This window comes from Marinobacter halotolerans, from assembly GCF_008795985.1.
Lineage (GTDB): Bacteria > Pseudomonadota > Gammaproteobacteria > Pseudomonadales > Oleiphilaceae > Marinobacter > Marinobacter halotolerans.
The window spans coordinates 904,373-930,070 of record NZ_VMHP01000002.1 but is presented as its reverse complement, the minus strand read 5'-3'; the positions used below and the strand labels follow the sequence as shown (position 1 = coordinate 930,070).

The 25,698-nt window shown below is 57.4% G+C and carries 29 protein-coding genes and 1 tRNA gene; 24 read left to right on the top strand and 6 right to left on the bottom strand.

The features are described from left to right. Position 1: 1 nt before the first annotated feature. A complete protein-coding gene (locus tag FPL19_RS14605; RefSeq protein WP_150913462.1) occupies positions 2-1,468 on the top strand; it encodes an HD domain-containing protein in 1,467 nt (488 codons plus the stop codon). Here the strand turns inward: FPL19_RS14605 and FPL19_RS14600 are convergent. Next, positions 1,465-2,493, bottom strand: coding sequence for an NAD(P)/FAD-dependent oxidoreductase (locus FPL19_RS14600; protein WP_318527391.1), 1,029 nt, complete (start codon positions 2,491-2,493; stop codon positions 1,465-1,467). The genes FPL19_RS14605 and FPL19_RS14600 overlap by 4 nt on opposite strands. 83 nt (positions 2,494-2,576) lie before the next feature. Here FPL19_RS14600 and FPL19_RS14595 point away from each other — a divergent pair, with 83 nt between their 5' ends. From FPL19_RS14595 to FPL19_RS14550, 10 genes are all read left to right on the top strand, one after another. Continuing rightward, entirely contained in the window at positions 2,577-3,533 is a 957-nt protein-coding gene (locus FPL19_RS14595) for an acyl-CoA desaturase (RefSeq protein ID WP_150913460.1), read from the top strand. Further along, entirely contained in the window at positions 3,530-3,997 is a 468-nt protein-coding gene (locus tag FPL19_RS14590; RefSeq protein WP_150913458.1) for a nuclear transport factor 2 family protein, read from the top strand. The genes FPL19_RS14595 and FPL19_RS14590 overlap by 4 nt, the downstream gene beginning before the upstream one ends. Beyond that, a complete protein-coding gene (locus FPL19_RS14585; protein WP_150913456.1) occupies positions 3,994-4,773 on the top strand; it encodes an SDR family NAD(P)-dependent oxidoreductase in 780 nt (259 codons plus the stop codon). The genes FPL19_RS14590 and FPL19_RS14585 overlap by 4 nt, the downstream gene beginning before the upstream one ends. Before the next feature lie 50 nt (positions 4,774-4,823). Continuing rightward, complete coding sequence (locus tag FPL19_RS14580) at positions 4,824-6,089, top strand: NAD(P)/FAD-dependent oxidoreductase (protein ID WP_150913454.1); 1,266 nt, start codon at positions 4,824-4,826, stop codon at positions 6,087-6,089. Between the two features lie 2 nt (positions 6,090-6,091). Continuing rightward, positions 6,092-7,042, top strand: coding sequence for a DUF1365 domain-containing protein (locus tag FPL19_RS14575; RefSeq protein ID WP_150913452.1), 951 nt, complete (start codon positions 6,092-6,094; stop codon positions 7,040-7,042). Next, positions 7,030-8,298 (top strand): SAM-dependent methyltransferase, encoded by a 1,269-nt coding sequence (locus tag FPL19_RS14570; RefSeq protein ID WP_150913450.1) that lies wholly within the window; start codon positions 7,030-7,032, stop codon positions 8,296-8,298. Before FPL19_RS14575 ends, FPL19_RS14570 begins: the two co-directional genes overlap by 13 nt. Further along, complete coding sequence (locus FPL19_RS14565; RefSeq protein WP_150913448.1) at positions 8,295-8,816, top strand: DUF2878 domain-containing protein; 522 nt, start codon at positions 8,295-8,297, stop codon at positions 8,814-8,816. The genes FPL19_RS14570 and FPL19_RS14565 overlap by 4 nt, the downstream gene beginning before the upstream one ends. After that, positions 8,813-9,547, top strand: a complete 735-nt coding sequence (locus tag FPL19_RS14560) for a hypothetical protein (RefSeq protein ID WP_150913446.1) — start codon at positions 8,813-8,815, stop codon at positions 9,545-9,547. Before FPL19_RS14565 ends, FPL19_RS14560 begins: the two co-directional genes overlap by 4 nt. A 98-nt stretch (positions 9,548-9,645) precedes the next feature. Next, positions 9,646-10,458, top strand: coding sequence for an exodeoxyribonuclease III (gene xthA, locus FPL19_RS14555; RefSeq protein ID WP_150913444.1), 813 nt, complete (start codon positions 9,646-9,648; stop codon positions 10,456-10,458). Positions 10,459-10,479: 21 nt separating this feature from the next. Further along, positions 10,480-11,112 (top strand): TetR/AcrR family transcriptional regulator, encoded by a 633-nt coding sequence (locus FPL19_RS14550; protein ID WP_150913442.1) that lies wholly within the window; start codon positions 10,480-10,482, stop codon positions 11,110-11,112. 15 nt (positions 11,113-11,127) lie between these two features. Here FPL19_RS14550 and FPL19_RS14545 read toward each other — a convergent pair whose 3' ends face one another. Next, positions 11,128-11,565 (bottom strand): phasin family protein, encoded by a 438-nt coding sequence (locus FPL19_RS14545; RefSeq protein WP_150913439.1) that lies wholly within the window; start codon positions 11,563-11,565, stop codon positions 11,128-11,130. A 409-nt stretch (positions 11,566-11,974) separates the two neighbouring features. Here FPL19_RS14545 and FPL19_RS14540 point away from each other — a divergent pair, with 409 nt between their 5' ends. The 7 genes from FPL19_RS14540 (at position 11,975) to FPL19_RS14510 (ending at position 16,892) form a co-directional block, all read left to right on the top strand. Next, positions 11,975-12,415, top strand: a complete 441-nt coding sequence (locus FPL19_RS14540; RefSeq protein WP_150913437.1) for a YeeE/YedE family protein — start codon at positions 11,975-11,977, stop codon at positions 12,413-12,415. 3 nt (positions 12,416-12,418) lie between these two features. After that, on the top strand, positions 12,419-12,844 hold the full coding sequence (locus FPL19_RS14535; RefSeq protein WP_150913435.1) for a YeeE/YedE family protein: 426 nt from the start codon (positions 12,419-12,421) through the stop codon (positions 12,842-12,844). Between the two features lie 79 nt (positions 12,845-12,923). Continuing rightward, positions 12,924-13,349, top strand: coding sequence for a TIGR01244 family sulfur transferase (locus FPL19_RS14530; RefSeq protein WP_150913433.1), 426 nt, complete (start codon positions 12,924-12,926; stop codon positions 13,347-13,349). A 45-nt stretch (positions 13,350-13,394) separates the two neighbouring features. Further along, positions 13,395-14,504 carry a ferrochelatase gene (gene hemH, locus FPL19_RS14525; protein ID WP_150913431.1) on the top strand — a complete coding sequence of 370 codons (1,110 nt, stop codon included), beginning with the start codon at positions 13,395-13,397 and terminating at the stop codon, positions 14,502-14,504. Next, positions 14,504-15,247: a 5-oxoprolinase subunit PxpA gene (locus FPL19_RS14520; RefSeq protein WP_150913429.1), complete on the top strand. Its 744-nt coding sequence runs from the start codon at positions 14,504-14,506 to the stop codon at positions 15,245-15,247. The genes hemH and FPL19_RS14520 overlap by 1 nt, the downstream gene beginning before the upstream one ends. Next, a complete protein-coding gene (pxpB, locus tag FPL19_RS14515) occupies positions 15,244-15,936 on the top strand; it encodes a 5-oxoprolinase subunit PxpB (RefSeq protein ID WP_150913427.1) in 693 nt (230 codons plus the stop codon). Before FPL19_RS14520 ends, pxpB begins: the two co-directional genes overlap by 4 nt. Continuing rightward, the gene (locus FPL19_RS14510; protein ID WP_225314446.1) at positions 15,933-16,892 is read left to right on the top strand and encodes a 5-oxoprolinase subunit C family protein; all 960 of its coding nucleotides are present in this window, start codon (positions 15,933-15,935) and stop codon (positions 16,890-16,892) included. The genes pxpB and FPL19_RS14510 overlap by 4 nt, the downstream gene beginning before the upstream one ends. A gap of 22 nt (positions 16,893-16,914) precedes the next feature. Here the strand turns inward: FPL19_RS14510 and FPL19_RS14505 are convergent. Further along, a tRNA-Ser gene (locus tag FPL19_RS14505) sits at positions 16,915-17,005 on the bottom strand. Between the two features lie 302 nt (positions 17,006-17,307). Between FPL19_RS14505 and FPL19_RS14500 the strand changes: the two genes are divergently transcribed. The 5 genes from FPL19_RS14500 to FPL19_RS14480 are packed head-to-tail and all read left to right on the top strand — an operon-like array spanning position 17,308 to position 19,451. Continuing rightward, positions 17,308-18,024 carry a Bax inhibitor-1/YccA family protein gene (locus FPL19_RS14500; protein ID WP_150913425.1) on the top strand — a complete coding sequence of 239 codons (717 nt, stop codon included), beginning with the start codon at positions 17,308-17,310 and terminating at the stop codon, positions 18,022-18,024. Beyond that, positions 18,021-18,464, top strand: a complete 444-nt coding sequence (tusD, locus tag FPL19_RS14495) for a sulfurtransferase complex subunit TusD (RefSeq protein ID WP_150913423.1) — start codon at positions 18,021-18,023, stop codon at positions 18,462-18,464. Before FPL19_RS14500 ends, tusD begins: the two co-directional genes overlap by 4 nt. Before the next feature lies 1 nt (position 18,465). Beyond that, positions 18,466-18,816 (top strand): DsrE family protein, encoded by a 351-nt coding sequence (locus FPL19_RS14490; protein ID WP_150913421.1) that lies wholly within the window; start codon positions 18,466-18,468, stop codon positions 18,814-18,816. 14 nt (positions 18,817-18,830) lie between these two features. Further along, on the top strand, positions 18,831-19,121 hold the full coding sequence (gene tusB, locus FPL19_RS14485; RefSeq protein ID WP_225314445.1) for a sulfurtransferase complex subunit TusB: 291 nt from the start codon (positions 18,831-18,833) through the stop codon (positions 19,119-19,121). 3 nt (positions 19,122-19,124) lie between these two features. Then, entirely contained in the window at positions 19,125-19,451 is a 327-nt protein-coding gene (locus FPL19_RS14480; protein WP_150913417.1) for a TusE/DsrC/DsvC family sulfur relay protein, read from the top strand. A gap of 5 nt (positions 19,452-19,456) precedes the next feature. On the opposite strand, the gene FPL19_RS14475 is transcribed toward FPL19_RS14480, so the two are convergent. The 3 genes from FPL19_RS14475 to nfuA all read right to left on the bottom strand — a co-directional run bounded on the left by FPL19_RS14475 (position 19,457) and on the right by nfuA (position 21,772). Beyond that, positions 19,457-19,783 (bottom strand): hypothetical protein, encoded by a 327-nt coding sequence (locus tag FPL19_RS14475; RefSeq protein WP_150913415.1) that lies wholly within the window; start codon positions 19,781-19,783, stop codon positions 19,457-19,459. A 39-nt stretch (positions 19,784-19,822) separates the two neighbouring features. Continuing rightward, positions 19,823-21,016, bottom strand: a complete 1,194-nt coding sequence (locus FPL19_RS14470) for a hypothetical protein (protein WP_191965287.1) — start codon at positions 21,014-21,016, stop codon at positions 19,823-19,825. 168 nt (positions 21,017-21,184) lie between these two features. Beyond that, complete coding sequence (gene nfuA, locus FPL19_RS14465) at positions 21,185-21,772, bottom strand: Fe-S biogenesis protein NfuA (protein WP_150913413.1); 588 nt, start codon at positions 21,770-21,772, stop codon at positions 21,185-21,187. 214 nt (positions 21,773-21,986) lie between these two features. On the opposite strand from nfuA, the gene metH reads away from it, so the two are divergent. Continuing rightward, positions 21,987-25,685, top strand: coding sequence for a methionine synthase (gene metH, locus FPL19_RS14460; RefSeq protein ID WP_150913412.1), 3,699 nt, complete (start codon positions 21,987-21,989; stop codon positions 25,683-25,685). Positions 25,686-25,698: the final 13 nt, after the last annotated feature.

The following is a 25,698-nucleotide window of genomic DNA, read 5'->3' as shown; positions in this document are numbered from 1 at the left end:
CATGCGAAGTGCAGTCAATGACCTGCTCGGTGCCTACGATAAACTGATCATGGACCCCGTCCATGGCGGTATTCCTCTTTACCGGCACGAAATCCAGGTGATTGACCACCCGCTGTTCCAGCGCCTGCGCAATATCTGCCAGAACGACATCCTGAGCCTGGTATTCCCCGGCGCCACCCACTCCCGTTTTCTGCACAGCATCGGTGTTATGTACGTTGGAACACGGATGTTTCGCTCAATGATTGACGCCTACCTGCGCGAGCGCAAACTCAGTGATCAGAACGATCTCAGCATGAATCAGTTGGATGCGATTGATTATCTTGCCAAAATCATCCGCCTCGGCTGCTTGCTGCATGACAGCGGGCATTCCAGTTTCTCCCACCAGTTCACCCAGGCCCGACGCATCCACGAGCTGATGGCCCGGCCCGAGCGTTTTGAAGAGCTCTGGAAAGATGCGGACTACACCGTCTATCACAGCGAAAAGCCCCACGAACTGGAGCATGAGCACTATTCCGTGCGGGTGGCCCACGACGTTCTGTCGGCGGTATCCATGGCAGAAGCCGGCCTGGATGCCCGGGACGTCATCGGGATAATGGAAACCACCGACGTCCAGCCCAGCGAAACCTTCTGTCAGCACGCCCGCACCTTCTGGCACTTTATTGCCGGCGAGGATGCAGAATCCGGCGTTCTCAGCAAATCCGACACGCCGCGACTGGTAATGGATCTGCTTTCATCCATTGTCTCCGGTGAAATCGATGCGGATCGGGCGGATTACATGCTAAGGGACGGGTTTCATTCCTCCGTGACGATTGGTGGCTTCAATCTGGACCACCTGCTCAGCAACCTGCGGTTCGGCTGGGACGTGCGGGAGCCCTGGTTGGGACTGGCCATTACCCAGAAGGGCCTTGGGGCGCTTGAAGATTTCGTTTATAGCCGTCACCAGATGTACCGCAAGGTCTACGCCCACAAAACGGCGCTCGGTTTTGACTGGCTGCTGCGCGAGGCAATCAATGAAGTGCTGGACGACCCAGACATGTTCGCCTGGGTTGATACCTGCCTCAGCGATATGCGGCATTTTGCCGACCTGACAGACAGCTTTTTCTGGGAGGCCTTCCGGAAAGTCTCCCGCAACCACCCCCGCAGTTTTTCCCGCTGTATTGTCGACCGGGTTAAGCTCAACCACCTCGACACGAGAGAGGACCTTACCGCCCAGGGGATCGAAGATCACAGTCGCTGGCTGGCATCCCAACTGGCGCTGGACCCCGACGAGGTGGTGACCTGCTCGATGCGGGCGCGCTTTTCCAATATTCAGGACAACTTCAACGGTATCAAGGTGCTCGTGAAAGACCCCATCAACCGCTCACGCTCGCTGAAGAAGATTACCGAGGTCAGCGCGTTTTTCAGCAAATTTCAGGACGGCACCATCACCCATTTCTACACACCACCTGCATCCACCAGGGACCGCTAACCGGAAATATTGCCCATGGCATCGACCAGGCCGCTGGCACTATTAAATGCACCCTCAACGCGGCCGCCACTGAGCCAGTCTCCTGCCAGTCCGATTCGCTGGTCCGCAAACCAGCGGTGGCCCGGCGTATCGGTGTCAGAGGATTTTGCATACAGCCAGCGATGAGTGACCACGTTATCCGGCTCCTGTCGGGAGCCGGTGACAGACTGAAATTCGCGAATCATGTCACCGGCCACCTGTTCCGCCGGCCTGTCGACATTGGCCCGGGACCAGTCGGAGGACGCGTGGAGTACCCACCATTGTCCGGCGTCATCCCTGCCCGGCTTGCTGGAATTGTTGCCCACCCAGCTGAGAAGGTCGCTCTTTACCCGCATTCCCTCATAGCTTTCGAACGGTGGCCGGGAAAAGTGTACGGCCACGGACCAGCACGGCTGCACATGGCGAACCGGCTCATCCAGCTCCGCCGCCAGGTCAACCAGCTTGCTGTCGGCAAGCAGGTCCTGTGCCTGGGCCGGAGGTGCGGTGACGATGACAGCGTCAAAAGGCCCGAAGCGTTCGTCCTCGGTGGATACCAGTACCCAAGTCTTGTTTTCATCGCTTTCCAGCCTGGCAATCCGGGTCTGGGCAACCATATCAGTCTTTGCAGACAGGGCCCGGGTAATGGCGGTCATTCTGGGTACGCCGACGTAGCGAGTCTCATCCGGAAACGGCTCCCACTGCCCCGGCGCGGTCTGATACCCGAAACGTCCCTGCCAGGGTGCATAAGCATCGGTTCCGGCATGTTCATCCAGAAACTGATAAAACGCCGGGTTACGTATTGTGAAATACTGAGCGCCAATATCGGCGGAGCCACCGTCAACCCGCTTGGCCGCCAGGCGTCCGCCGGGGCCCCGACTTTTTTCAAAAACGGTGACCTGATGCCCCTGTTCCTGGAGCAAAAGTGCGGAGGTAAGCCCCGCAAGCCCTGAACCGATGACCGCGATAGAACGTAAATTTGGGGAAGACTGAGAATTGTTAATCATCATTCAGGATGCATCCAGAAGCGGGTGAATAAACGTATGAATGGGCGCGTTATAGTTTAAACCATGAAACAAAAGGCAAGCAGGGTATGACCCGAGTGCAAAACTGGCTGACAAACATTCTGAGGTGGTTCGATTCGGCCGCAGGTTCGGATCACCTGGACACCGAATCACGATCGTTCAACGTTATCCGAGTTCTTCCTTTTATCGCATTACACCTTGCCTGCCTGCTGGTTCTGGTAACCGGAACAAGCGCCTTTGCCATTGCTTTTGCGGCCGGCTTCTTCGTTATCCGGATGTTCGCGATTACCGGCTTCTACCATCGCTATTTTGCCCACAAAACGTTCAAGACCAGCCGCGTAGCACAGTTTCTGTTCGGGCTGCTCGGGGCAAGTGCAGCCCAGCGCGGCCCGCTCTGGTGGGCGGCCCATCACCGTCACCACCACCAGCATTCTGATCGCGAAGAAGACCTGCACTCGCCGCACCAGGGAGGTTTCTGGTGGTCCCATGTGGGCTGGTTCACTTGTGACGCCGGATTCGCCATGGACGAACGCCGGGTGAAAGACTGGATGCGCTTTCCGGAACTCAAGTTCCTTAACCGGTTTGACTCACTGGTTCCCACCGCTGCCGCCTTGGGTATTTACGGTCTGGGCGAGCTTCTTGCGGCCACAGCGCCGCACCTGGGCACTAACGGGCTGCAGTTGTTGGTGTGGGGCTTCTTTATCTCTACGGTTGTGCTTTTCCATGCAACAGTATCGATTAACTCCCTGTCCCACGTCTGGGGCAAGCGCCGGTTCGAAACTCCGGACGACAGCCGCAACAATGGCTGGCTTGCCTTGATTACACTGGGAGAAGGCTGGCACAACAACCACCACCGCTGGCCCCAGTCGGTCCGGCAGGGATTCCGGTGGTATGAAATCGACATGACCTGGTATGGATTGTGGGTCCTGTCCAAACTGGGGATTATCTGGGACATGAAACCGATTCCCGAACACATTCAGGAAGAAACCCGCCAACTCGACAGGACCAGGAGGAAGTCAAAATGAGCACTGCCTCAGTCATTGAAATGAGTAAAGGTAGCGCTTCGGTTACTGACGCGCTCAAAAAGTTCAAGCAGCTGTTCAACAACCTGTCCGCTGGCAATATCCGTGACATTCGCGATGTATACAGCCACGACGTCATGTTCAGGGATCCGTTCTCTGCTGTAGAGGGAATCGACGAACTGGTGGAGTACTTTTCCGGTGCCTACGCCAACGTGATTTCCTGTCATTTCGATTTCGGTGAGCCGGTGATCAACGGCCGTGACGTGTGCATTCCCTGGATCATGCGCCTGCGCCACAAGCGCATTCGCAACGGACACCAGGTGAACGTGGACGGTATCAGCCAGCTCAAGATTTCCAACGGGAAAGTGACCAGTCACCGGGACTACTTCGACGTTGGACAACTGCTGTATGAAAACCTTCCGGTACTGGGTAAAGCCATTCGCTGGATAAGGAGCCAGGCGGGATGAATCAACACTTGCAGACACCTTCTAACATCTGGATCACCGGCGCCAGTTCGGGTATCGGTGAGGCCGTGACCAAAGCCATGCTGCAACAGGGCCATCACCTGATTGTGACCGGGCGCCGGCAGGAAGCACTGGATGAGCTGAAGACCTTCGGCGGAGAACGGGTGACCACTGCCCGCGCCGACACCACCAATCGCGAGGAACTGGCTTCTATTGCAGGCTTACTGGAAGCCAATGGCGATCTGGATATGGCAGTGCTGAACGCCGGCACCTGCGAGTACCTGGACATCAGTCAGTACGACAGTGAGGTTATTGAGAAAAACGTCACCACCAACGTAGTGGGAACAGCCCGCAGCCTGGATATTGCCCTGCCCGCCCTTCGTCGCACGGTGAAGAAAGGCAAGAAGGCCACGCTGGTGATCGTGAGTTCTTCAGCCTGGTGGTTCCCGTTTGGGCGCGCCGAGGGTTATGGCGCTTCCAAGGCGGCGCTGACTTATTTTGCCCACGCGCTGCGTGCGGATCTGGCGGCTGAAGGTATTGATGTCGTGGTCGTATCGCCCGGGTTCGTAAAAACACCGCTGACCGACCAGAACGACTTCCCCATGCCATTTCTGGTGTCTGCGGAGGATGCAGCGGACCGTATTGTCAAGGGACTTCAGAAGGGAAAGCGGGAAATTGCCTTTCCGAAGCGATTTACCTGGAGCCTGAAAATTCTGGGAGCCCTGCCCCAGGGGCTGATCGACCGCATGTCCGCAAGCATGAGCCGTCAGCAGAACTAATCAGACCGTACTTAACAGACTTTATAAGCAAATTTTTCAAGGAATATTGAATGAGCAACTCCCGCCAGCGAATCGCCGTCATTGGTGCAGGCGTTTCTGGTCTCACAACTGCCTGGCTGCTGGCGGAACATCATGACGTCGAACTGTTCGAAGCGGGCGACTACGCCGGTGGCCACACCAACACTGAAATGGTAGAAACCGGTGGCAAGGAATGGCCTGTGAACACAGGGTTTATCGTGTTCAATGACTGGACCTATCCCAATTTCATGAAGCTGATGGATCGTCTGGGGGTTGCCTCGGAAGTGAGTGATATGAGCTTCAGCGTTGACTGCCATTCCTCGGGCCTTCAGTACAACGGAACCAGCCTGAACACCCTGTTCGCCCAGCGCTCCAACGTACTGAACCTTCCCTTTCTGAAAATGATTCGCGAGATCCTGCGGTTCAATAACGAATCCCGGGAAGATCTGGCCTCCGGCGCCATCAACGATGAAGAAACCCTGGGCGAATACCTCAACCGCAACGGCTATTCACGGTATTTCCGGAACTATTACATCGTACCCATGGGCGCTGCTATCTGGTCTGCGCCGGAAATTGTGCTGGAACAGTTCCCCATCCGCTTTTTCCTGCAGTTTTTCAACAATCACGGCATGCTTTCAGTGGATGATCGCCCCACCTGGCGGGTAATCTCCGGCGGCTCGGCTACCTACGTACGGGCGATGATGGACCGGCTGGGCGAGCGCACGCATCTGAACAGCCCGGTGTCGGCCGTCACACGCGATGCGGAGGGGGTGACGGTTGAGGTAAATGGCGAGCAGCAGCGCTTCGACCAGGTCGTATTCGCCTGCCATAGCGACCAGGCGCTGAAAATGATCAAAGACCCGACCACCGCGGAAACCAGTATTCTGGGGGCCATCCCCTTCCAGAATAATGACGTTGTGCTGCATACCGACAGCTCGGTACTGCCCTCCAACCGTCGCGCCTGGGCCGCCTGGAACTACTTTATACCCGGGCACAGCACCGAGCCGGTTTCCGTCACCTACAACATGAATATTCTGCAGAATTTTCACGATGCGCCGGAAACCTTCTGCGTCACGCTTAACCGCGCACACGATATTGACCCGGCAAAGATCATCAAGCGCTTCGAATATGCGCATCCGGTGTTCAGCCTTGAGGGCGTTGCGGCGCAGAACCGATATGACGAGATTGGCGGCCAGAACCGCAGCCATTTCTGCGGCGCCTACTGGTTCAACGGTTTCCATGAGGACGGCGTTTGCAGCGCACTGCGGGTCGCCCGAGCCTTCGGAGTGGAGCTTTAGCCATGACCGCCGACTGGGGCCGGCACATCGTTGAATCGCGGCTTCAAAGCCAGTGGCTGGAGGGTTCCATTCGCCACCGCCGAAAGGCGCCGGTGAACCATGAGTTCAGCTACCACACCGGCATGCTGGCGCTGGACCTGCGGGAATGGGATTCCATCACCGCCATTAGCCCTTTTTTCTCCCTGGAAAAGTTCAACTGGCTGTCCCTGCGTCGTCAGGACTATCTGGAACCGGACCAGGGCGCCCCTGTTCTGGACGCAGTCTGCGACCGCGTCGAAACTGCCACAGGCTGGCGCCCCGATGGCGCGGTTCAGTTGATCACCCATCCACGGTACTTTGGCTACGTGTTCAACCCGGTCAGCTTCTATTTCTGTTATGACCGCGGTGATTCGCCGTCGGAGGGGGCTGTTCCCAGGGTAATCCTTGCCCAGATCACCAACACCCCCTGGAAAGAACGGCACACCTACTGCCTCGAAACCCGTCGGCAACAACCCGCTTCGCCAACAGAATGGCGTAGCGAGCGCTTCGAATTCAGCAAACGGTTCCACGTCTCACCGTTCAACCCCATGAACCAGCACTACCGCTGGACCTTCAGCTTTCGTGGGCCGGAACTGCGGATCCACATGAACGTGCTGCAGGACGACGAGAAACAGTTTGACGCAACCTTGGTGGTCCAGCGCACCCCGCTGGATCGTAAAACCCTCCACAGAAGCCTGAGACAGTTTCCGCTGGAAGCCTTCAAGGTGACTGCCGGTATTTACTGGCACGCGTTGAAACTGAAACTCAAGGGGGCACGCTTTTTCACCCATCCCGATAAATTGCCCGGGAAGGATCCGGATTTCCGGCGCGGCTCGGACGATTCGGGGCAAACGGTGTCGCCCGACGACTCGGGCTCACAGACAAGCACAAAGACAACTGGAACAACCGGAAAGGTAAGTTCATGGAGAACCTGAATACGCAGTTTGAATCGGCTGACCGTGGCACCCGTGCCACCGTCACCAGCCGTGTGGCCAGATCTCTGGTGTGCCAGCAGCTTTCCCGGCTTCAGCAGGGTGTTCTGACCGTCCACGAGGGTACTGATTCCCTCACGTTCGGGGACGGCGATTCCCGCTTCCCCGCGGCCGAGCTGATTGTTCACCACCAGAGTACGTGGAAAGACCTTCTGACCGGCGGCAGCGTCGGTGCCGCAGAGGCCTTCGTGGCGGGCGACTGGTCGACTCCCGATCTAGTGGCACTGTTGCGCTTCTTTACCCGCAATGTCGACCTGATGAACCAGTTTGAAGACCGTTTCAGCTGGGTCACCAAACCGGCCCTGAAAGGCCTGCACTGGCTGAACCGTAACACCCGGGACGGGTCGCGGAAGAACATCAGCGCCCACTATGACCTGGGCAACGACCTGTTCGAGACCTTCCTCGACCCCACCATGATGTATTCCTCAGCCATTTACCCGAGCGAGAACGCGACGCTGGCAGAAGCGGCGGTGCACAAGCTGGACACAATCTGCCGCAAACTGGACCTGCAGCCAGACGATGAGGTCATCGAGATTGGCACCGGTTGGGGCGGCTTTGCCATCCACGCCGCCAAGCACTACGGCTGTAAGGTAACCACCACTACCATTTCCCGGGAACAGCTGGAACTGGCCCGTGAACGGGTCGCGGCCGAAGGCCTGGAAGACCGTATCACCTTGCTGTTCGATGATTACCGTGACCTGGAAGGCCAGTTCGACAAACTGGTGTCCATTGAAATGATCGAAGCCGTTGGGCCGCAGTTTCTGGACAGCTACTTCTCCCAGATCAGCCGCCTGCTGAAGCCCACGGGCCTGGCCCTGGTTCAGGCAATCACCATGCCCGAACAGCGCTATGAACGGGCCCTGAAGAACGTGGATTTTATCCAGCGCTTTATCTTCCCGGGCAGTTTCATTCCGTCGTTTGGCGCCATTCTGGGCTCCGTGAGAACCGGCTCGGATCTGCTGATGACCCATGCCGAAGACATCGGTTATCATTATGCCCGCACCCTCAACGACTGGTGCCAGCGCTTCATGGCTAACATCGATTCCCTGGACAAAACCCGTTATGACGACGCCTTCCGTCGTCTGTGGCAGTTCTATTTTGCCTATTGCGAGGCCGGGTTCAGCGAGCGGGCAATCGGCGTATCACAGATCGTGTTTGCCAAGCCCGGTAACAAGCGCGAGGCCATTCTCAGCGTATGATTCAGTCCGATACTGTACGTAACGTCATCAACTTCGTGCTGTTCCAGGCCGGCTGGTTCGCCTGTGTGCTCTATCCCGGGCTTGCCGCGGTGGGGTTCGTTGTGGCACTGGTGACTGTCCATCTGGCCTTCATCAGCCAGGCTCGAATGAGCGAGCTCCAGTTTATCGGTGTGGGTACTGTGCTGGGCGGGGTGCTGGACGGCATCTGGTTTAATACTGGCGTCATGGACAACGGCGTTAGTGGGTTTCAGCTCACGCCTATCTGGATACTTGGGCTCTGGGCGGCTTTTACCACCACCCTGTCCCATTCGCTGTCCTGGATAGGCAGCAAACCCTGGTTGCCCTATGTCTGTGCGCCGATTGCCGGCCCGTTCGCCTACTGGTCCGCCAGCAAGATGGGTGCGGTTCAGTTGCCGGATCTGACCCTGTCATTGGCGGCTCTGGCTTTGGGCTGGTTTATCGTGTTTCCCCTTCTGCTTTACATTCGTAAAACGCTGTATCCGGAGCTGGTGCAATGAAAACATTGACTCTTTTTGCGCTGCTGACACTGCCCGCCTTTGCGATAGCTGCAGACCTACGGTTTGTGGGAACCGCCAAGCCCATCGACGGTGGCGAGCCCATCTACCGGGAAGCACATACCGTCAGTGGTACCTGCACTGACGATCTGTTCGTTCCCCAAAGCCAGTCGGTGGATTACACACGCGATGGCTCCGACACCTTTGCCACAAAAACCCTGCGGTATGGACAGTCTGTCCTCAGGCCGACGGTGACATTCAGGCAGCCGGACTTCTCCGAGGTGGTAGAGCTCATCAACCAGAATGACGAGACGCTGCGGGTTATCTGGCAGTCGCCCTCGGGAGCGACGGAAAAGTCGACCCTGAATATTACGCCTTCCCTGGTCGCCGACGCGGGTTTTGATAATCTGGTCCGCCAGTCCTGGAATAGGCTGGTAAACGAAGGGGAATCCGTGCAATTCGAGATGGTTGCGCCCACCCGCGGGGACTACTACGGATTTGTTCTTGAACCCCACAGCGACACCCGCATCGGTGCCGCTCATACCTTCCGCATCCGTCCCTCCAGCATGGTCATCGGCTGGCTGGTGGACCCGATCCTGTTGGGTTACAACGCCCAGGGGCTTCTTACGGACTATCTCGGCCTGACCAATATACGCAAGAATCAAGACACCAACTACAACGCCCACATCCGCTATGCGATCAATACAACACCGGAATGTGAACTGACGCGCTGAATAAGACCCGTGGGCCAAAGCCAGCCCCGGCCCACGGTGTGGTAGGATTCTGTTTCTACGATTTTATCCACTGAAGCATGCCAGGGGCCTGATCGCCAATGATGTTCGTATCGTTCAACGTCAACAGTATCCGTACTCGCCTCCACCAGCTCGAAGCCGTGATCGAAAGTCTCAACCCCGACGTGATCGGTCTTCAGGAAACCAAGGTCACCGACGAAGAGTTCCCCGAGCAGGCAATTCGGGATCTGGGGTACCACGTGTACTTTTCCGGCCAGAAAACCCACTACGGCGTCGCCCTGCTCTCCAGACAAGAACCAGACAAGGTCCAAAAGGGCTATCCCTGGGATCCGGAAGATGCCCAGCGTCGACTGATTAGCGCCGAATTTACGGTAAATGGCCGCACCCTGACGGTGATCAACGGCTACTTCCCCCAGGGCGAGAGCCGGGACCACCCGGTGAAATTCCCGGCCAAAGAGCGTTTCTACGCTGACCTGATGCGCTACGTGGACGAGATAAAGCCAAAAACCGACGACCTGATGGTGATGGGCGACGTGAACATCTCCCCAACTGACAAGGACATCGGCATTGGCGCGGATAACGTCAAGCGCTGGCTAAGCAAGGGCAAGTGCAGCTTTCTGCCGGAAGAACGGGAGTGGTTTGCCCAGGTTCAAAGCCGTGGGCTGACAGACGTGTTCCGCAAACTTCATCCCGATGAGGACAACACCTTCAGCTGGTTTGACTATCGCAGCCGCGGGTTCGAGCGTGATCCCAGGCGCGGGTTGAGAATCGATGTAATCATGGCCAGTGAACAGTTGGCTGCCCGCGCAAGGACGGCAGGTGTAAGCTATGATATCCGTGCCATGGAGCGGCCATCGGACCACTGTCCGGTGTGGGCCAGCTTTGATCTCTAATCGTCAGATCGGGCGCCGGACATGAAAAAAGTCAAAACCCGGGATCGCATACTCAACGCCAGCCTTATGCTGTTCAACAGTGTTGGCGAGCCAAACGTGACCACCCTTCTGATTTCCGACGAGCTGGATATCAGCCCGGGTAATCTGTATTACCATTTCAAAAGCAAGGGCGATATCGTTGAAGAACTGTTCGACAGCTACGAGCATGAGATGGTCGATCTGCTTGCGGTACCCGAAGATGCGGATATTTCCCTGGACCAGCACAGCTTCTTCCTGCATCTGCTATTCGAGACGGTCGCCCGCTATCGCTTTCTCTACCAGGATCTGGTCAATGTGCTGTCCCGGTACGACCAGCTGCAAACCCGGTTCCGCCGGATCCTGAAGAAGAAAACAGACGGCTTTCGCACCCTCTGTGAAAGCTTCCGTCGCCAGAAATTGATGACCATTAGCGATGGCGAACTTAATGCTCTATGCCAACAACTGACACTAACCGCTTGTTATTGGAGCAGTTTCGACAGCCTTTCACATCTGGACGATCGGGATGCCGTTGATCCCGGACGGGGGGTCTACCAGATGATGTACCTGATGCTGCCCTACTTTGGTAAAGACGAACAGGAACAGATTGCGATGATGAGCCAGGACTACCTGAACTGATCAGGCGATGCCTGATCATTCTTCCTCGGACCGTTCCTCGTCTTTTTCCCGCAGCTTGTGGATCTCTGCTTCCAGGGCCTGGATACGTCGCTCCATCGCCTCTATCTCATCACGACGATGTATACCTAGCCTGCGCAGGGCGCCGGATACCCTCTCGTCAAACATGGTTTCCAGCCGGTCCCAGGTACCCGTGGCTTTCTGGCGCACATCGCCCACCCGGTCTTCTACCGAACGGATCTGCTTTTCCACCACGCCGCGGGTTTTGGTTTCCAACTGCTCTCCTTCCTGAACCAGACGCTCGAAAAACCGACCGGCGTCGTCTTCCGCTTTGGTATAGGCTCCCAGACCCGCGAGCCAGATCTGCCTTGCAGACCCCTTGATTCGCCCGGCGAGCTGGTCGTCGGTTTCCTGACCCTGATCAGAATCCGGCTTTTGATCGTTATCTTCAGACATGCAAAACCCTCAAAATGCGTTAACTGGGCACGTGGTTCATTGTATTACAGGCCAGTGGTGATTTCAGTTCATTGTGGAAATACGCCGACGGCTCGATCCGCCTTCCTGGATCTCAAATCGCGCTGTGGCGCGCATTGGTATAAGCACTGCCTGAATATGAAAAAATGTGATCAAACAAAGCGGCGACCTCGCTTGAACTGTGCAGATTTTAGACAATACTTACTCATACCGATGTCCCTGCTGACGTCGGTTGTCTGGAAGTCTTTCATGGATACTACTCGCACGCCTCTGCCCGGCCATCAGTGCCGGGCTTTTTTGTGGCCGCTATTCTGCTTCTTCTTCTCCTTGCGTTTCTTTGGTTATATACTTAGACCTGTTTGGCATAACTATATTTACGAGGCGAAAAGTCATGATTGACGTTGCATGGGCGCAATTCACACCCTGGACCGCACTCGCCGGTGGCGCGGTAATCGGCGTTGCTGCTGCTATCCTGCTTCTGCTGAACGGGCGGATCGCTGGTATCAGCGGAATTCTGGGAGGCATTCTCACAACATCGCCCACGGACATTCCGTGGCGGGCGGCTTTCGTTGCAGGCCTGGTTCTTGCCCCGCTGGCATGGATGATGTTCGCGGGGTTGCCGCCCATCCAGATCAATGCCGGCTATCCGGTGATCATCGCGGCAGGCCTGCTTGTGGGCATCGGCACCCGTTATGGCTCGGGTTGTACCAGCGGCCACGGCGTCTGCGGGATATCCCGCCTATCCCCACGTTCTCTGGTTGCGACCGCCACCTTCATGGCGGCCGGATTCATCACCGTCTACGTGATCCGTCACCTTATCGGAGGTTTCTGAGCCATGGCCTTTACTCTGTTTTCCTTGATCGCGGGACTGACGTTCGGCATTGGCCTTCTACTCAGCGGAATGGCCAACCCGGAGAAGGTTCTCGGCTTTCTTGATCTGGCCGGTCAATGGGACCCATCCCTCGCGTTGGTGATGGTCGGGGCCATTGTGGTTGGTATCGTGGCCTTCCGGTTGGCCGCCAAACGCGGACAGACATTGCTCGGTGGAGACGTCCGGCTGCCCACAAAAAGCGATATCGACATCCGCCTGGTCGTGGGCAGCGTGCTTTTCGGCGCGGGCTGGGGGCTTGCCGGCTTCTGCCCCGGTCCGGGGCTGGTTGCAATGGGCGCTGGAGAACACAAGGCCGTTGTATTTGTGATCGCCATGCTTGCGGGGATGGCGGTATTCGAACTGCTCGAGAAACGTCGCAGCCAGAGTTGACCGGTTTACCCAGCGGGCTCTGACAGTCGTGGCCTGCTGTGGCATGATGACACCAACTTCCGAACGCTCAGGAGCACACATGGACATCAGACCGATTGACGACCACATTGCCGTAGCACCGCAGATCAGGGTGGAAGATATCCCGGAACTGGCCAGGCTCGGCTTCAAGACACTGGTCGCCAACCGGCCGGATGCGGAAGAGCCCGGCCAGCCTGCTATGGCTGACATTGAGACGGCTGCCCGGGAGCATGGCCTGACATTCGTCTATCAGCCAGTAGAGTCCGGTAACATCCTCGATTCCGACGTGGACCACTTTGATGAAATGATCCGCGAAGCAGACGCCCCCGTACTTGCCTTCTGCCGCAGCGGAACCCGCTGCACGGTTCTCTGGGCCCTGAGTACTGCCCGCCGCGAATCCGTAGAAGACATTGTCGGCAAAGCCCGTAATGCTGGCTACGATATCAGCGGACTGGCACCAAGGATGTCCCAGCAGTCCGGCAAATAGGGTTCACGCATTCCCCGAGTCGCACCTTCATCAGGATCCACAACCATGCAGTTCACGGGCACCACAGACTTCAGCCACGATCATCCGGAGAAAATCGGCGTTCTGGTTACCAACCTCGGCACGCCGGACGCGCCCACGCCTTCTGCACTGCGCCGCTATCTGGGTGAGTTCCTCTGGGACCCGAGAGTCGTCGAACTGCCCCGCCCGCTCTGGTGGTTGATCCTTCACGGCATCATTCTGCGCATCCGCCCGAAGCGTTCCGCAAAGGCCTATTCCGGCGTATGGCAGCCGGAAGGATCGCCGCTGTTGCTGCACACCGCCAAGCAGGCAGAAGGCATCCGCAAGGAGCTTCAGGCACGGCACGGCAACAACGTGGTGGTGGCGTTTGCCATGCGTTACGGCAATCCCGGCATTGGCAAGGTGCTTAACGAGCTTCAGAACCAGGGCGTCCGCAAGCTGCTGGTGCTGCCACTATATCCGCAGTATTCCGCTTCCACCTCGGCCTCCACTTTTGATGCCATTGCCCACGACTTTACCCGTCGCCGCTGGTTGCCGGATCTGCGATTCATTTCCCATTATCCGGACTACCCGCCTTACATCGAAGCCATGGCGGACCATATCCGGGCGCACTGGGAAGAGCACGGCCGCAACCAGAAACTGATCCTGTCCTACCACGGCGTGCCTCTGAAATACCTGATGAAGGGCGACCCCTACCACTGTGAATGCCACAAGACCTCCCGGCTACTTGCAGAAAAGCTCGGTCTTGGCAAAGATGAGTATATGACAACGTTCCAGTCACGCTTCGGTCGCGAGGAATGGCTCCAGCCCTACACCGATGAGACCCTGAAAGCCCTTGCGGGCAAGGGTGTAAAGTCCATCGATGTGTTCTGCCCCGGTTTTTCCTCGGACTGCCTGGAAACCGTCGAGGAAATCGACGAAGAAAACCGGGAGTACTTTATGGAAGGCGGCGGCGAAGGATTCAGCTACATCCCCGCGCTTAATGCGAGCCACGGGCACATCAAGGCCCTGACCCAGCTAATCGAGGACAACCTTCAGGGCTGGCAGGTGCCGGAGAATAACCCGGAGGAACTTGCAGCACGACTCGAGCGGGCCGAAGCCCAGAAAAACGCCCAGTATCCGGGCCGGGATATGTAATGAAGCTCAACTGCGATCTTGGTGAAAGTTACGGAGCCTGGCAGATGGGCCAGGATGAAAAAGTGATGCCACTGATCGACATGGCCAATGTCGCCTGCGGGTTCCACGCCGGCGACACCAGCGTCATGCGCAAGACTGTGGCGCTGGCCGCATCCCACGGCGTTGAAATCGGCGCCCATCCTTCCTACCACGATCTGCCTGGATTCGGGCGCCGTTCAATACCTCACACGCCGGAAGAGATCGAAGCCCTGATGCTTTATCAACTCGGGGCCTTGCAGGGTATCTGCCGGGCAGAGGGGCTGACACTCTCTTATGTGAAACCCCACGGGGCCCTGAACAACGACATGATGCGGGACATGTCCACACTGGAAGCGGTCATGAGCGCGATCCACAAGTACGACAGCACCCTTCCGCTAATGATCCCCGCCACCGTACACCACGAACGCCACCGGAAACTGGCCAATTACGTTGGCATACCGGTTTTGCTGGAAGCCTTTGCCGACCGGGCCTACGACGACGAAGGACAGCTTGTATCCCGGAGGCTGCCCGGTGCAGTACACCAGTCGGTTGAGGCAATCGTGGCTCAGGCGCTGTCATTTGCCCACAAGGGCGGAGTAAAAAGTACCTCTGGCCAATGGCTTGATCTGCCTGCTGACAGCCTTTGTGTGCACGGAGACACCGAAGGCGCACTCGCTGCCATCCGCCAGATCAGGGACACCCTCGACTCCACGCCTCAGGCATGATTAGCCAGGTTTCAGAAAACACGCTGCTGATTTGCGTCGCGGAAGACATCCGCGATGATCTACCGGGCAAGCTTCGTGCGCTTTGCCAGCTGATGGAATCCCGGCGCTGGCCCTGGCTGCAGGACCTGGTTCCGTCCTACACCAGCCTTCTCGTTGTTTATGATCCCGATCAGCTTGATTTCAGGCAGGCGACCACCGCCGTCAGACAGGTTTTGGAGCATTGGCAGGAGCAATCGGTGCCGGGCTCTCAGGATGAGCCGAGTGATGAAACCCGCACCATCGAACTGCCTGTCTATTACAGTGAGGAATCCGGGCCGGACCTGGCAGCCCTGGCGAAAGCCTGCGATCTTGAGGTGGACGAGGTCATTTCGCGCCACACCGCGATTACCTGCCAGGTTTATGCCATGGGGTTTGCACCGGGTTTTGCCTTTATGGGTGAAGTGGACCCGGCCATTGCCCACCCACGCCTCGACACACCCCGTAAGCAGGTTCCCCGGGGCAGCGTGGGCATTGCCAATCGCCAGACGGCGGTCTATCCGGTCAGTTCACCCGGTGGCTGGCAGCTTATCGGTCGATGCCCTACCCGCCTGTTTGATCGCAACGAACTTTCACTACTGCGCATTGGGGACAAAGTCCGCTTCTATTCGATAAGCCGGGAAGACTATCTGGAACGTGGAGGCGAGCTTTGAGCCCTTCAGCCCCGGCGTTGCGGGTCATCCGCCCCGGCGCCAGCGCGACCGTTCAGGACACCGGCCGCTACGGATACAGACAACACGGCCTGGCCGTGGGCGGTGCGCTGGATCTTCACGCCTTCAATTGGGCAAACAGCCTTCTTGATAACCCGCCCGGCGCCGCCTGCCTTGAAATCATGCTTGGCGGCTTTCAGGCTCGCGCCGAAACCGATATCACCGTCGCGCTCACCGGCGCCCACGCCCACATTGAACTTAACGGATCAGCCATCAGCCAGTGGCGAACGATTGCACTTAAGGCCGGAGACGAGCTTTCCATCGGCCACTCAGACTGCGGCCGGATTCTTTATCTGGCTTTACCAGGCGGCCTCAACAGCCCCGAATGGTTCGGCAGCCAGTCCGTAGTGCCGCGAGAGAAAATAGAAGGGATAGACCCCATTTCGGCGGACATGTACCTGATTGCCAACAGGAACATCGGCACCACCGCCCATCGTGAAGTGCCGGAAGCCTTCCGACCGAATTACCGGGAAGAGCTTACCCTTCGCCTGATTCCCGGCTACCAGTTCAATCAGTTCAGCCGGGACGACCTGCTGAGGCTGACCACAGAAGAATACGAGCTGACCCAGCAGTCCGACCGGATGGGATTTCGTCTGAGCGGGAAGCCAATGAAAGAGGTACCACCGGGCATTATTTCGGAAGGTATTGCGTTAGGCGCGGTGCAGATTCCCGGGGATGGACAGCCGATCGTTCTGCTGAACGACTGCCAGACCATCGGCGGCTACCCCAAACCCGGCGTGATCGCCTCACTGGATTGCCATCGCCTCGCCCAGCGACTACCCGGCCAAACAATCCGGTTCGCCTACACGGACCTGGCGGACGCCCAGAATGAACGACGGCTGTTCAACAGCTTTTTTAGGGAGCGTGTATCGTTTGAAAACTTCGAGAAAGGGATGTAAGCAACTGAAAGGATAGGAAAAGTGGCGGTGGGCCAGGGATTCGAACCCCGGGAAGGCTACTAACCTTCGGCGGTTTTCAAGACCGCTGCATTAAGCCACTCTGCCAGCCCACCGTTTTTCCACAGCCGTCATTGCGACAGCGGTGAGCATGATACCGGAATCGCCTGTGCTGTCAACGCCCTGCAATGATCCGTAGTCATGATTGGATGTGTGGTTGATACCTCTCGACCCTGGCGAACGTATAAATGTAAGTTAATGGGCTCATGGGGAATCTTTCGGCGCCTTTATGGTCAGAAACGATTGAAAGTTGGGATTTCACCATTAGTATAGAGGTAAGATCAGGCACGGGGCGCCCAACGCTCCCGAGCCACAAAAGCTGTTTAAAATGGCTGCTATTAACCGGAGAAGACTCAGAATGGAAAACAGACAGTATAACGTCCAGCAAAATCGGGGCACTTCAATTGCCCGTGGTTCTGCCACTGCCGCGATTAGTCCTGAGGCGACCAAAGTATTGCGCAATACCTATTCGCTGCTTGCCATGACACTGCTGTTCAGTGCCGTAATGGCGGCCGTATCCATGTCTATCAACATGGGTCGGGGTGCAAGTCTCGGCTGCAGCTTGGGCGCGCTTGCGCTGATCTGGTTTGTTCTTCCAAGAACCGCCAACAGCTCCGCGGGTATCGCCGTTGTATTTGCCTTCACAGGCCTCCTGGGTCTTTCACTGGGCCCGATCCTTTCAATGTATCTGGCCATGTCTAACGGCACGCAGATTGTGATGCAGGCCCTCGGTGGCACCGGTATCGTGTTCTTTGCGCTGTCAGGCTATGTGCTGACCACCAAGAAAGACTTCAGTTTCATGCGGGGCATGCTGGTTGCCGGTCTTGTGGTTGTCATTGTGGCTGCCATTGGTGCCATGGTCGCCGGCATGTTCGGCGTTGACATCAGCGGCTTCAGCCTGGCGCTCAGTGCGGCCATCGTGTTCCTGATGTCTGGTTTCATCCTGTATGACACCAGCCGCATCGTGAATGGCGGTGAAACCAACTACATCCTTGCGACTACAGGCTTGTACCTGAACATCTACAACCTGTTCGTAAGCCTGCTCCACCTCATTGGCGCGTTCTCCAACGAATGAAGAACCGCTCACCCGAGCAGAAAGAAACCCCGGCACCTGCCGGGGTTTTTGCGTTGGTGATCACCGGTGCGCCCTACTCGTCCCAGGCCCCCGGTACTGCTCTGAATTTTGCCCGTGCGGCACTGGCTGCCAACAAGCGTATCGAGCGGGTGTTCCTTTACGGTGACGGTGTGCACCTGGCATCCGGGCTCAGCGCTCCGCCCGCGGATGAGCTGAACCTTTCCAAAGCCTGGTCCGACTTTCTGATGGAAAACCGGATTCCTGCCGTGGCGTGCATCGCCTCAGCCCTGAGACGGGGCCTGATCAACGAATCGGAGATGAAGCGCTACGAACTGCCCAGCAGCAATCTGCGCACTCCCTACGAGATTGCCGGGCTCGGAGAATGGGTTGATAGCGTGAGCTCGCAAACCCGTGTCCTGTATTTCCACCGGGGAGGCTGACATGACCACACTGATCATTATCGACCAGGCCCCCTATGGCTCCTGGGAAGGCCGGGAGGCGCTGGATATGGCTTTCTCCTTAGCGGCCTTTGACCAGCCGGTATCACTGCTTTTCTGCGGCCCTGGCGTTAACTGGCTTCGTAAAGGCCAGGATGCGGCTGGAGTGCAACAGAAATCCGTTGAGAAAAACCTCGCCGCCGCCCCCATATTCGGCGTAGAAGCGTTGCTGGCAGACCGGGCAGCCTGTGAGCAATATGGGCTGGACCAGAATAGTCTGCTCGACCAGGTTACGCTGGCGGATCCGGGCCCGGAACTCACCGCTCGTTTCGATCATGTCGCGTTTGCCGGCTAGGCTCTGGACTCATAATGGCACTGAAAACCCTGCACATACTCAACAAATCGCCGGAGCACAGCCGTTTTCAGCTGTGCCTTTCTGCCATGGGGCCGGAAGACGGCCTGCTTTTGATCGAGAACGGGGTACTGGCAGTGGCTCAGGCACCTGAGAACCTCGAAACGCTGGAACGAGCACAATGTTTCGCACTGGGGCCGGACCTTGAGGCACGAGGCCTCACCGTTAGACCAGGAAGGTTTCAGAGCGTATCGTTCGAACAGATGGTAGAACTGACGGCCACAGCAGAAAACGTAATCAGTTGGTGAACCATGACGGATAACCCAATGCCGGAGCGCAACAACGAGGGATTTCTGGAGGATGCTACCCAGTGGAACTCCGGAGTGGCAGAGGTGATTGCCGCGGAAGACAACATCCAGCTTTCAGACAATCATTGGGAAATCATCAAATTTCTGCGTGATTTTTATGCAGATTATGAAGTATCGCCGCCCTCGAATCGGCTGTTTGTAAAAGCAGTTAAAGAAAGGTTTGGCGAAGAAAAGGGCAACAGCATCTACCTGATGCAGCTGTTTCCGGGCACACCTGCCAAAACCGCCTGCCGAATTGCCGGGCTACCCCGGCCCACCAACTGTCTCTAGACGGTTCAGTCGTCGGATTTTTTATCCGATGATCGTGGTGCGTCTCCCAGAAGGCTACTCAGGCCGTTTTCGAAAAGGCCGGACCCGAAACGCCTGAACTGGCGCGACGATTCCTTCAGGGTATTCTCGGGAATATCCCGCAGGGTTTCCTCCACCCCTTCCCTGACGCCTCTTTTGACCCCCGGCTCAATGCGGTTGGCCGCCTCGATAATGTCATCTACCTTGCGGTTCAGAAACGGCTTCACAACGGCTGCCCAGAACCCGGCAAGCACAATCAGAACCGTGAGTGCGGTAGTAACGGCAACTGCCAGAAGCATCCATCCTAATGGCATCTCAATTCTCCTGTAACTTCTGAATTCCCACCTGCAACGCTACAGATAGTTGAAGGCCAAAAACTGCATCGCACCGGCCAGCATTCCAAGCACACCGCCAACCAGCATCAGCTGCAACTCTTCTTCCCTGAACGCGGGGCGCAAAATATCCTGGAACTCTTCCGGGCCCAGCGCTTTCATCTGTTGGGCCAGTACACCGGCCACCACCGGGGCCCGTTCGCGGTTGAAGTCAGGGTCACTAAATACATCCGATGTGGCAAGCACGGCTTTCTGGTTCATGGCTTTTTTCAGGTCGGTGTAGCCGGTCATACCCACAGTCACCTGTGCCGTCAGCTTCATGATCACCGAATTGTCCAGCAGGGGTCGAAGATGTTTCTGGATAATGGCACGGGTCCGGTCGCCATGCCGCCCGTTAATCATGGCATCGGCCACCTTCTCAACTGTGATCAGCTCCTCCGCCACAAGCCTGGCCCAGACATCACTGATTTCCGGCTGGCGCCTGAGGAACAGACCCTGAACTTTCCAGAAAAGAATGCGTCGGGGCCGCAGCGGGCGAAAGATCAGGTTAATCGCGATCCAGTTGGTCAGGAAACCCACCACAAAACCGCCCAACGGGAGCAGCCAGGGCTCCGGGTATCGGGCCCAGAGCGGCGCAAGTACGGCGCCTAGCAGGCCACCGATAATGGCGCCGCGGGTAATCACCGACTGCAGCTCGGCAGACCCTGCCTGCTGGAAGATACGGTTCATCAGGTCCGGGTGGGTGGCCAGCTCACGGCTTAGCAATGCTTTCAGGTCCACCAGGTCGTTTAGATCGTCGCCGAAGTCCTCAACCAGGGATTCAATCCGCCCCGGCAGTTGCTCACGGCCCCAGCGATAGATGCGATTGCGCACAAACAGTGGCAGGTTGTCCCAGAGGACCGGCTGCAGCTCGTACATCACCTCGTCAATGTATTCGTCCATGCGCGGACCAACCTGGGAGACCACCTGCTTGACGATCTTCTCGGGTTCCAGTTCCTGATAAACGGCATTGAGGTCACCGAACTGCTGCAGCGTACGATCGATGCAGATGTGGGCCATCTTCTCCGCTTTACGGGGGATTACGCCCTGCCAGCCAATAACGCCGAAGCCGGCAAACTGAACCGGATAGAATGACATCTGAATAGCCAGCCAGTTGGTAAACCAGCCTACGATAGCCGCCATCAATGGCACGGAAAAAAGCGCTACATCAACCAAGTGGTGCCCCAATCACAAAATAGTCACACATCAGAAGGGCATGGTACATGCCCTGAGTTCATCTGTATGTGACGATCATGGGGGACCACACTGGAAACAGCATTGGCCGAACAGACACAAAAAAGCCGACATTTGTCGGCTTTTCTGCTCACCAGCATGGCAGAGCCATTACTGATAGTAGGCGTTTTCGGTGTAGGAATGATCCGTTACGTCACGAACTGCCGTAATCTCCGGGACACGCTCCCGCAGGGTTGTTTCCACGCCCTGCTTGAGCGTCAGACTGACCGCGCTGCAGCCCTGGCAGCCGCCGCCGAAACGCAGCACCGCTATCGACTCATCAGCGATTTCCACCAGGGAAACTTCGCCACCGTGGGCCGCAAGATTGGGGTTGATCTCGGACGCCAGCACGTACTGGATACGGTCCGGCAGAGGCGCGTCGTCGTCGACTTTGGGAACCTTGGCATTCGGGGCCTTGATGGTCAGCTGGCCGCCCATCTGGTCTTTCGAGTAATCCACATAGGCCTCTTCCAGGAAGGGCACCGAATTATGGTCCAGATAGAGCGTGAACTTTTCCAGGTCCACCTGCTCATCGGTGGGAACCACCTCGTTGGGCGGGCAGTAAGCCAGACAGGTTTCGGCATTCTTGGTACCGGGCTGGGTCACGAAAATCCGGACACCCATGCCTTCCACGTCCTGCTTTTCGATAAGTTGCGCGAGATAGTCCCGAGCGGGGTCTGTCACAGTCACCAGAGCCATAATTACAACCTGTTTGCGAGTTCTGTTGGAAATCTCCATTTATTTTAAGTGAGTTCGCGCCAACATGAAAGACCCAGTAAAATAGTCAGGCTTTATAGGGTAGCCGCAAAAATGCAATGTCCGACAGAACTTGAACCTGTCGGCGGGACGACATCCCCCATTTTTGCTATCATCCCGCGCCTCTGAATCAAACACGAAACCCGGAACTACTGCTATGACCGATCGCAAAACCCGCCTCGAGCAGCTGTCTCAAGCTCTTAAAGAACGCATCATCGTGCTTGATGGCGGCATGGGCACCATGATTCAGAACCTCAAGCTGGATGAATCGGCCTTCCGTGGCGACCGGTTCGCTGACTATGATCGGGAAGTCCAGGGCAACAACGACCTGCTGAACCTGACCCAGCCCGCCCTGCTCCGCAATATTCACGCGGATTATCTTGAGGCCGGCGCCGATATTATTGAAACCAACACCTTTAACTCCACCCAGCTCTCCCAGGCGGATTACGGCCTGGAAGCCATTGCCAAAGAACTCAATGTGGCCGCCGCAGAGCTGGCGCGGAAAATCGCGGATGACTTCACCGCCCGCAATCCCGATAAACCGCGCTTTGTGGCCGGCGCCGTGGGCCCGACATCCCGTACCGCCTCTATTTCGCCGGACGTCAACAACCCGGGCTACCGCAACGTCGACTTCCAGACCCTTGTCGACAACTATTACGAAGCGGTTGAAGGCCTGGTCGAGGGAGGCTGCGACCTGATCCTGATCGAAACCATCTTCGACACGCTGAACGCAAAAGCGGCCCTGTACGCGACCCAGCAGTATTTCGAGGACAGCGGCACGACTCTGCCCATCATGATTTCCGGCACCATTACCGATGCCTCCGGCCGCACCTTGTCGGGGCAGACCACCGAGGCCTTCTGGAATTCGGTCGCCCACGCCAGACCCATATCCGTCGGCCTGAACTGTGCATTGGGCGCCGATGCCCTTCGGCCCTACGTGGAAGAGTTGTCTGGCAAGGCCGACACCTATGTCAGCGCCCACCCGAACGCGGGGCTGCCCAACGAATTCGGTGAATACGACCAGACCCCGGAAGAAATGGCCGAGATCATCGAGGGCTTCGCCAAAGACGGCTTCCTGAACATCATCGGCGGTTGCTGCGGCTCGCGACCGGATCATATCGAGGCCATCGCCGAGGCAGTGGCGAAGTACCCGCCCCGGAAGATCCCCTCGCCCAAACCGGCCTTGCGCCTGTCCGGGCTTGAGCCTTTCACCGGCGATGAAAACACCCTGTTCATTAACGTTGGCGAGCGCACCAACGTGACCGGCTCCAAGCGCTTCCTGCGACTGATCAAGGAAGAACAGTACGAGGAAGCCCTGAGTGTTGCCCGGGATCAGGTAGAGAATGGCGCCCAGATCATCGATATCAATATGGACGAGGGCATGCTGGATTCGAAGGACGTTATGGTGACGTTCCTGAACCTTGTGGCGTCCGAGCCGGATATCTCCCGTGTGCCGCTGATGATCGACTCATCCAAGTGGGAGGTCATCGAAGCCGGCCTGCGCTGCATCCAGGGCAAGGCCGTGGTGAATTCCATCAGCCTGAAAGAGGGCGAGGAAGAGTTCATCAAGCGCGCGAAGGACTGCATGCGCTACGGCGCAGCCGTGGTGGTCATGGCCTTCGATGAACACGGCCAGGCAGATACGTTTGAACGCAAAACCGAAATCTGCAAGCGCTCCTATGACGTGCTTGTGGGTATTGGCTTCAACCCGGGCGACATCATTTTCGACCCTAACATCTTTGCCATTGCCACCGGCATTGAAGAGCACAACAACTACGCGGTGGACTTCATCAACGCCACCCGCTGGATCCGCAAGAACCTGCCCCACGCCTCCATCTCCGGCGGCGTCAGCAACGTATCTTTCTCTTTCCGGGGCAATGACGCAGTACGGGAGGCCATTCACTCCGTCTTTCTGTACCACGCCATCAAGGCCGGTATGAACATGGGTATTGTTAATCCCGGCCAGCTGGTGATCTATGACGAGATTGATCCCGAGCTCAAGGAGCTGGTGGAAGATGTGGTACTCAACCGTCGGGACGACGGAACCGACCGGCTTCTGGAAATCGCTGAACGCTACCGCGGTAAAGGCGGAAAGACCCAGGAAGAAGACCTTGCCTGGCGGGAATGGCCGGTGGAAAAGCGCCTGGAGCATGCGCTGGTCAAAGGTATCACCAGTTACATCATTGACGACACCGAGGCCTGCCGTCAGCGCGCCGAACACCCGATCGAGGTGATCGAAGGGCCGCTGATGGATGGCATGAATGTGGTCGGCGACCTGTTCGGCGACGGCAAGATGTTCCTGCCCCAGGTGGTAAAAAGCGCCCGCGTTATGAAGCAGGCGGTGGCGCACCTGATCCCCTACATTGAAGCGGAAAAGTCCGAGGGGCAGAAGGCCAAGGGCAAGATCCTGATGGCAACCGTTAAAGGCGATGTTCACGACATTGGCAAGAACATCGTCGGGGTGGTGTTGCAGTGCAACAACTATGAAGTGATCGATATGGGCGTCATGGTGCCCTGCGACAAGATCCTGGACACCGCCATCAAGGAGAATGTGGACATTATCGGGCTCAGCGGCCTGATCACCCCGTCCCTCGATGAAATGGTGCACGTGGCCAAGGAAATGCAGCGTCTGAACTTCAACATTCCGTTGATGATTGGCGGTGCAACCACCTCAAAAGCGCACACGGCGGTAAAGATCGAACCCCAGTACAAAAACGACGTCTCCCTCTATGTGTCGGACGCGTCCCGCTGCGTCAACGTGGCGTCCCAACTCTTGAGCAAGACCGCCAAGCCCAAGCTGGTGGAAAACACCCGGACCGAATACGACGAGATCCGCGAGCGCCGCAAGAATCGGGGCGAACGAACCAAGCTCATTTCCCTGAAGGAAGCCAGAGCCCGCGCTCCGGAGATCTCGTTCGACGGCTATCAGCCCCCGAAGCCCGCCTTCACCGGCGTGAAGACTTTCGAAACCTATGATCTTGAGGCACTGGTCGACTATATCGACTGGTCCCCCTTCTTTATTTCCTGGGACATTGCGGGCAAGTACCCCACCATTTTCGATGATCCCAAACGTGGAGCGGCCGCGAAGAGCCTGTTCGAGGACGGCCAGGAGATTCTTCGACAGATGATCGAGGGCAAGCGTGTGTCGGCGAAGGCCGTGATCGGTTTCTGGCCGGCCAACCGCCGGGGCGACGACATCGTGCTTTACACCGATGAGTCCCGCACCGAAGAGCTGACCACCCTTCACCACCTGCGCCAGCAGGATGAAAAGGCCAAGGGCAAGTCCATGGCAGCACTGTCGGATTTCGTTGCACCGGAGGGTGACGGCCCCGTGGATTACGTGGGCGGCTTCGCGGTGACCACGGGTATTGGTGCCGAGGAATTCTCGCTGGAATTCAAGGACAGAAACGATGACTACAACGCCATCATGGTGAAGGCACTGGCCGACCGTCTGGCGGAAGCGTTTGCAGAATGCATGCACGAGCGGGTAAGGAAGGAATTCTGGGGTTACGCCGACGACGAACAACTGCGAAACGACGACCTGATCCGGGAGCGTTACCGCGGCATTCGGCCGGCACCGGGCTACCCCGCCTGCCCCGATCACACGGAGAAGGCGACCCTGTTCAGCCTGCTGGACGCACCTGCAAACGCCGGTATCGAGCTGACAGAGAGCTTTGCCATGTATCCAACCGCCGCCGTGTCGGGCTGGTACTTCTCACATCCGGAATCCAAGTACTTTGCGGTGGGTAAAATCGGCGCCGATCAGGTGGAGGATTACGCTGAGCGTAAAGGTATGTCCAAAGCAGAAGCGGAAAGGTGGCTGGCACCCAGCCTGGCTTACGATCCGGCCGAATAGTCGGGGAGACAAC

Bases quoted from the DNA above. Each gene is read 5' to 3' on its own strand.
- FPL19_RS14605 (WP_150913462.1), top strand. From the start codon at position 2: ATGCGAAGTGCAGTCAATGACCTGCTCGGTGCCTACGATAAACTGATC.
- FPL19_RS14600 (WP_318527391.1), bottom strand. From the start codon at position 2,493: ATGATGATTAACAATTCTCAGTCTTCCCCAAATTTACGTTCTATCGCG.
- FPL19_RS14595 (WP_150913460.1), top strand. From the start codon at position 2,577: ATGACCCGAGTGCAAAACTGGCTGACAAACATTCTGAGGTGGTTCGAT.
- FPL19_RS14590 (WP_150913458.1), top strand. From the start codon at position 3,530: ATGAGCACTGCCTCAGTCATTGAAATGAGTAAAGGTAGCGCTTCGGTT.
- FPL19_RS14585 (WP_150913456.1), top strand. From the start codon at position 3,994: ATGAATCAACACTTGCAGACACCTTCTAACATCTGGATCACCGGCGCC.
- FPL19_RS14580 (WP_150913454.1), top strand. From the start codon at position 4,824: ATGAGCAACTCCCGCCAGCGAATCGCCGTCATTGGTGCAGGCGTTTCT.
- FPL19_RS14575 (WP_150913452.1), top strand. From the start codon at position 6,092: ATGACCGCCGACTGGGGCCGGCACATCGTTGAATCGCGGCTTCAAAGC.
- FPL19_RS14570 (WP_150913450.1), top strand. From the start codon at position 7,030: ATGGAGAACCTGAATACGCAGTTTGAATCGGCTGACCGTGGCACCCGT.
- FPL19_RS14565 (WP_150913448.1), top strand. From the start codon at position 8,295: ATGATTCAGTCCGATACTGTACGTAACGTCATCAACTTCGTGCTGTTC.
- FPL19_RS14560 (WP_150913446.1), top strand. From the start codon at position 8,813: ATGAAAACATTGACTCTTTTTGCGCTGCTGACACTGCCCGCCTTTGCG.
- xthA (WP_150913444.1), top strand. From the start codon at position 9,646: ATGATGTTCGTATCGTTCAACGTCAACAGTATCCGTACTCGCCTCCAC.
- FPL19_RS14550 (WP_150913442.1), top strand. From the start codon at position 10,480: ATGAAAAAAGTCAAAACCCGGGATCGCATACTCAACGCCAGCCTTATG.
- FPL19_RS14545 (WP_150913439.1), bottom strand. From the start codon at position 11,565: ATGTCTGAAGATAACGATCAAAAGCCGGATTCTGATCAGGGTCAGGAA.
- FPL19_RS14540 (WP_150913437.1), top strand. From the start codon at position 11,975: ATGATTGACGTTGCATGGGCGCAATTCACACCCTGGACCGCACTCGCC.
- FPL19_RS14535 (WP_150913435.1), top strand. From the start codon at position 12,419: ATGGCCTTTACTCTGTTTTCCTTGATCGCGGGACTGACGTTCGGCATT.
- FPL19_RS14530 (WP_150913433.1), top strand. From the start codon at position 12,924: ATGGACATCAGACCGATTGACGACCACATTGCCGTAGCACCGCAGATC.
- hemH (WP_150913431.1), top strand. From the start codon at position 13,395: ATGCAGTTCACGGGCACCACAGACTTCAGCCACGATCATCCGGAGAAA.
- FPL19_RS14520 (WP_150913429.1), top strand. From the start codon at position 14,504: ATGAAGCTCAACTGCGATCTTGGTGAAAGTTACGGAGCCTGGCAGATG.
- pxpB (WP_150913427.1), top strand. From the start codon at position 15,244: ATGATTAGCCAGGTTTCAGAAAACACGCTGCTGATTTGCGTCGCGGAA.
- FPL19_RS14500 (WP_150913425.1), top strand. From the start codon at position 17,308: ATGGAAAACAGACAGTATAACGTCCAGCAAAATCGGGGCACTTCAATT.
- tusD (WP_150913423.1), top strand. From the start codon at position 18,021: ATGAAGAACCGCTCACCCGAGCAGAAAGAAACCCCGGCACCTGCCGGG.
- FPL19_RS14490 (WP_150913421.1), top strand. From the start codon at position 18,466: ATGACCACACTGATCATTATCGACCAGGCCCCCTATGGCTCCTGGGAA.
- tusB (WP_225314445.1), top strand. From the start codon at position 18,831: ATGGCACTGAAAACCCTGCACATACTCAACAAATCGCCGGAGCACAGC.
- FPL19_RS14480 (WP_150913417.1), top strand. From the start codon at position 19,125: ATGACGGATAACCCAATGCCGGAGCGCAACAACGAGGGATTTCTGGAG.
- FPL19_RS14475 (WP_150913415.1), bottom strand. From the start codon at position 19,783: ATGCCATTAGGATGGATGCTTCTGGCAGTTGCCGTTACTACCGCACTC.
- nfuA (WP_150913413.1), bottom strand. From the start codon at position 21,772: ATGGCTCTGGTGACTGTGACAGACCCCGCTCGGGACTATCTCGCGCAA.
- metH (WP_150913412.1), top strand. From the start codon at position 21,987: ATGACCGATCGCAAAACCCGCCTCGAGCAGCTGTCTCAAGCTCTTAAA.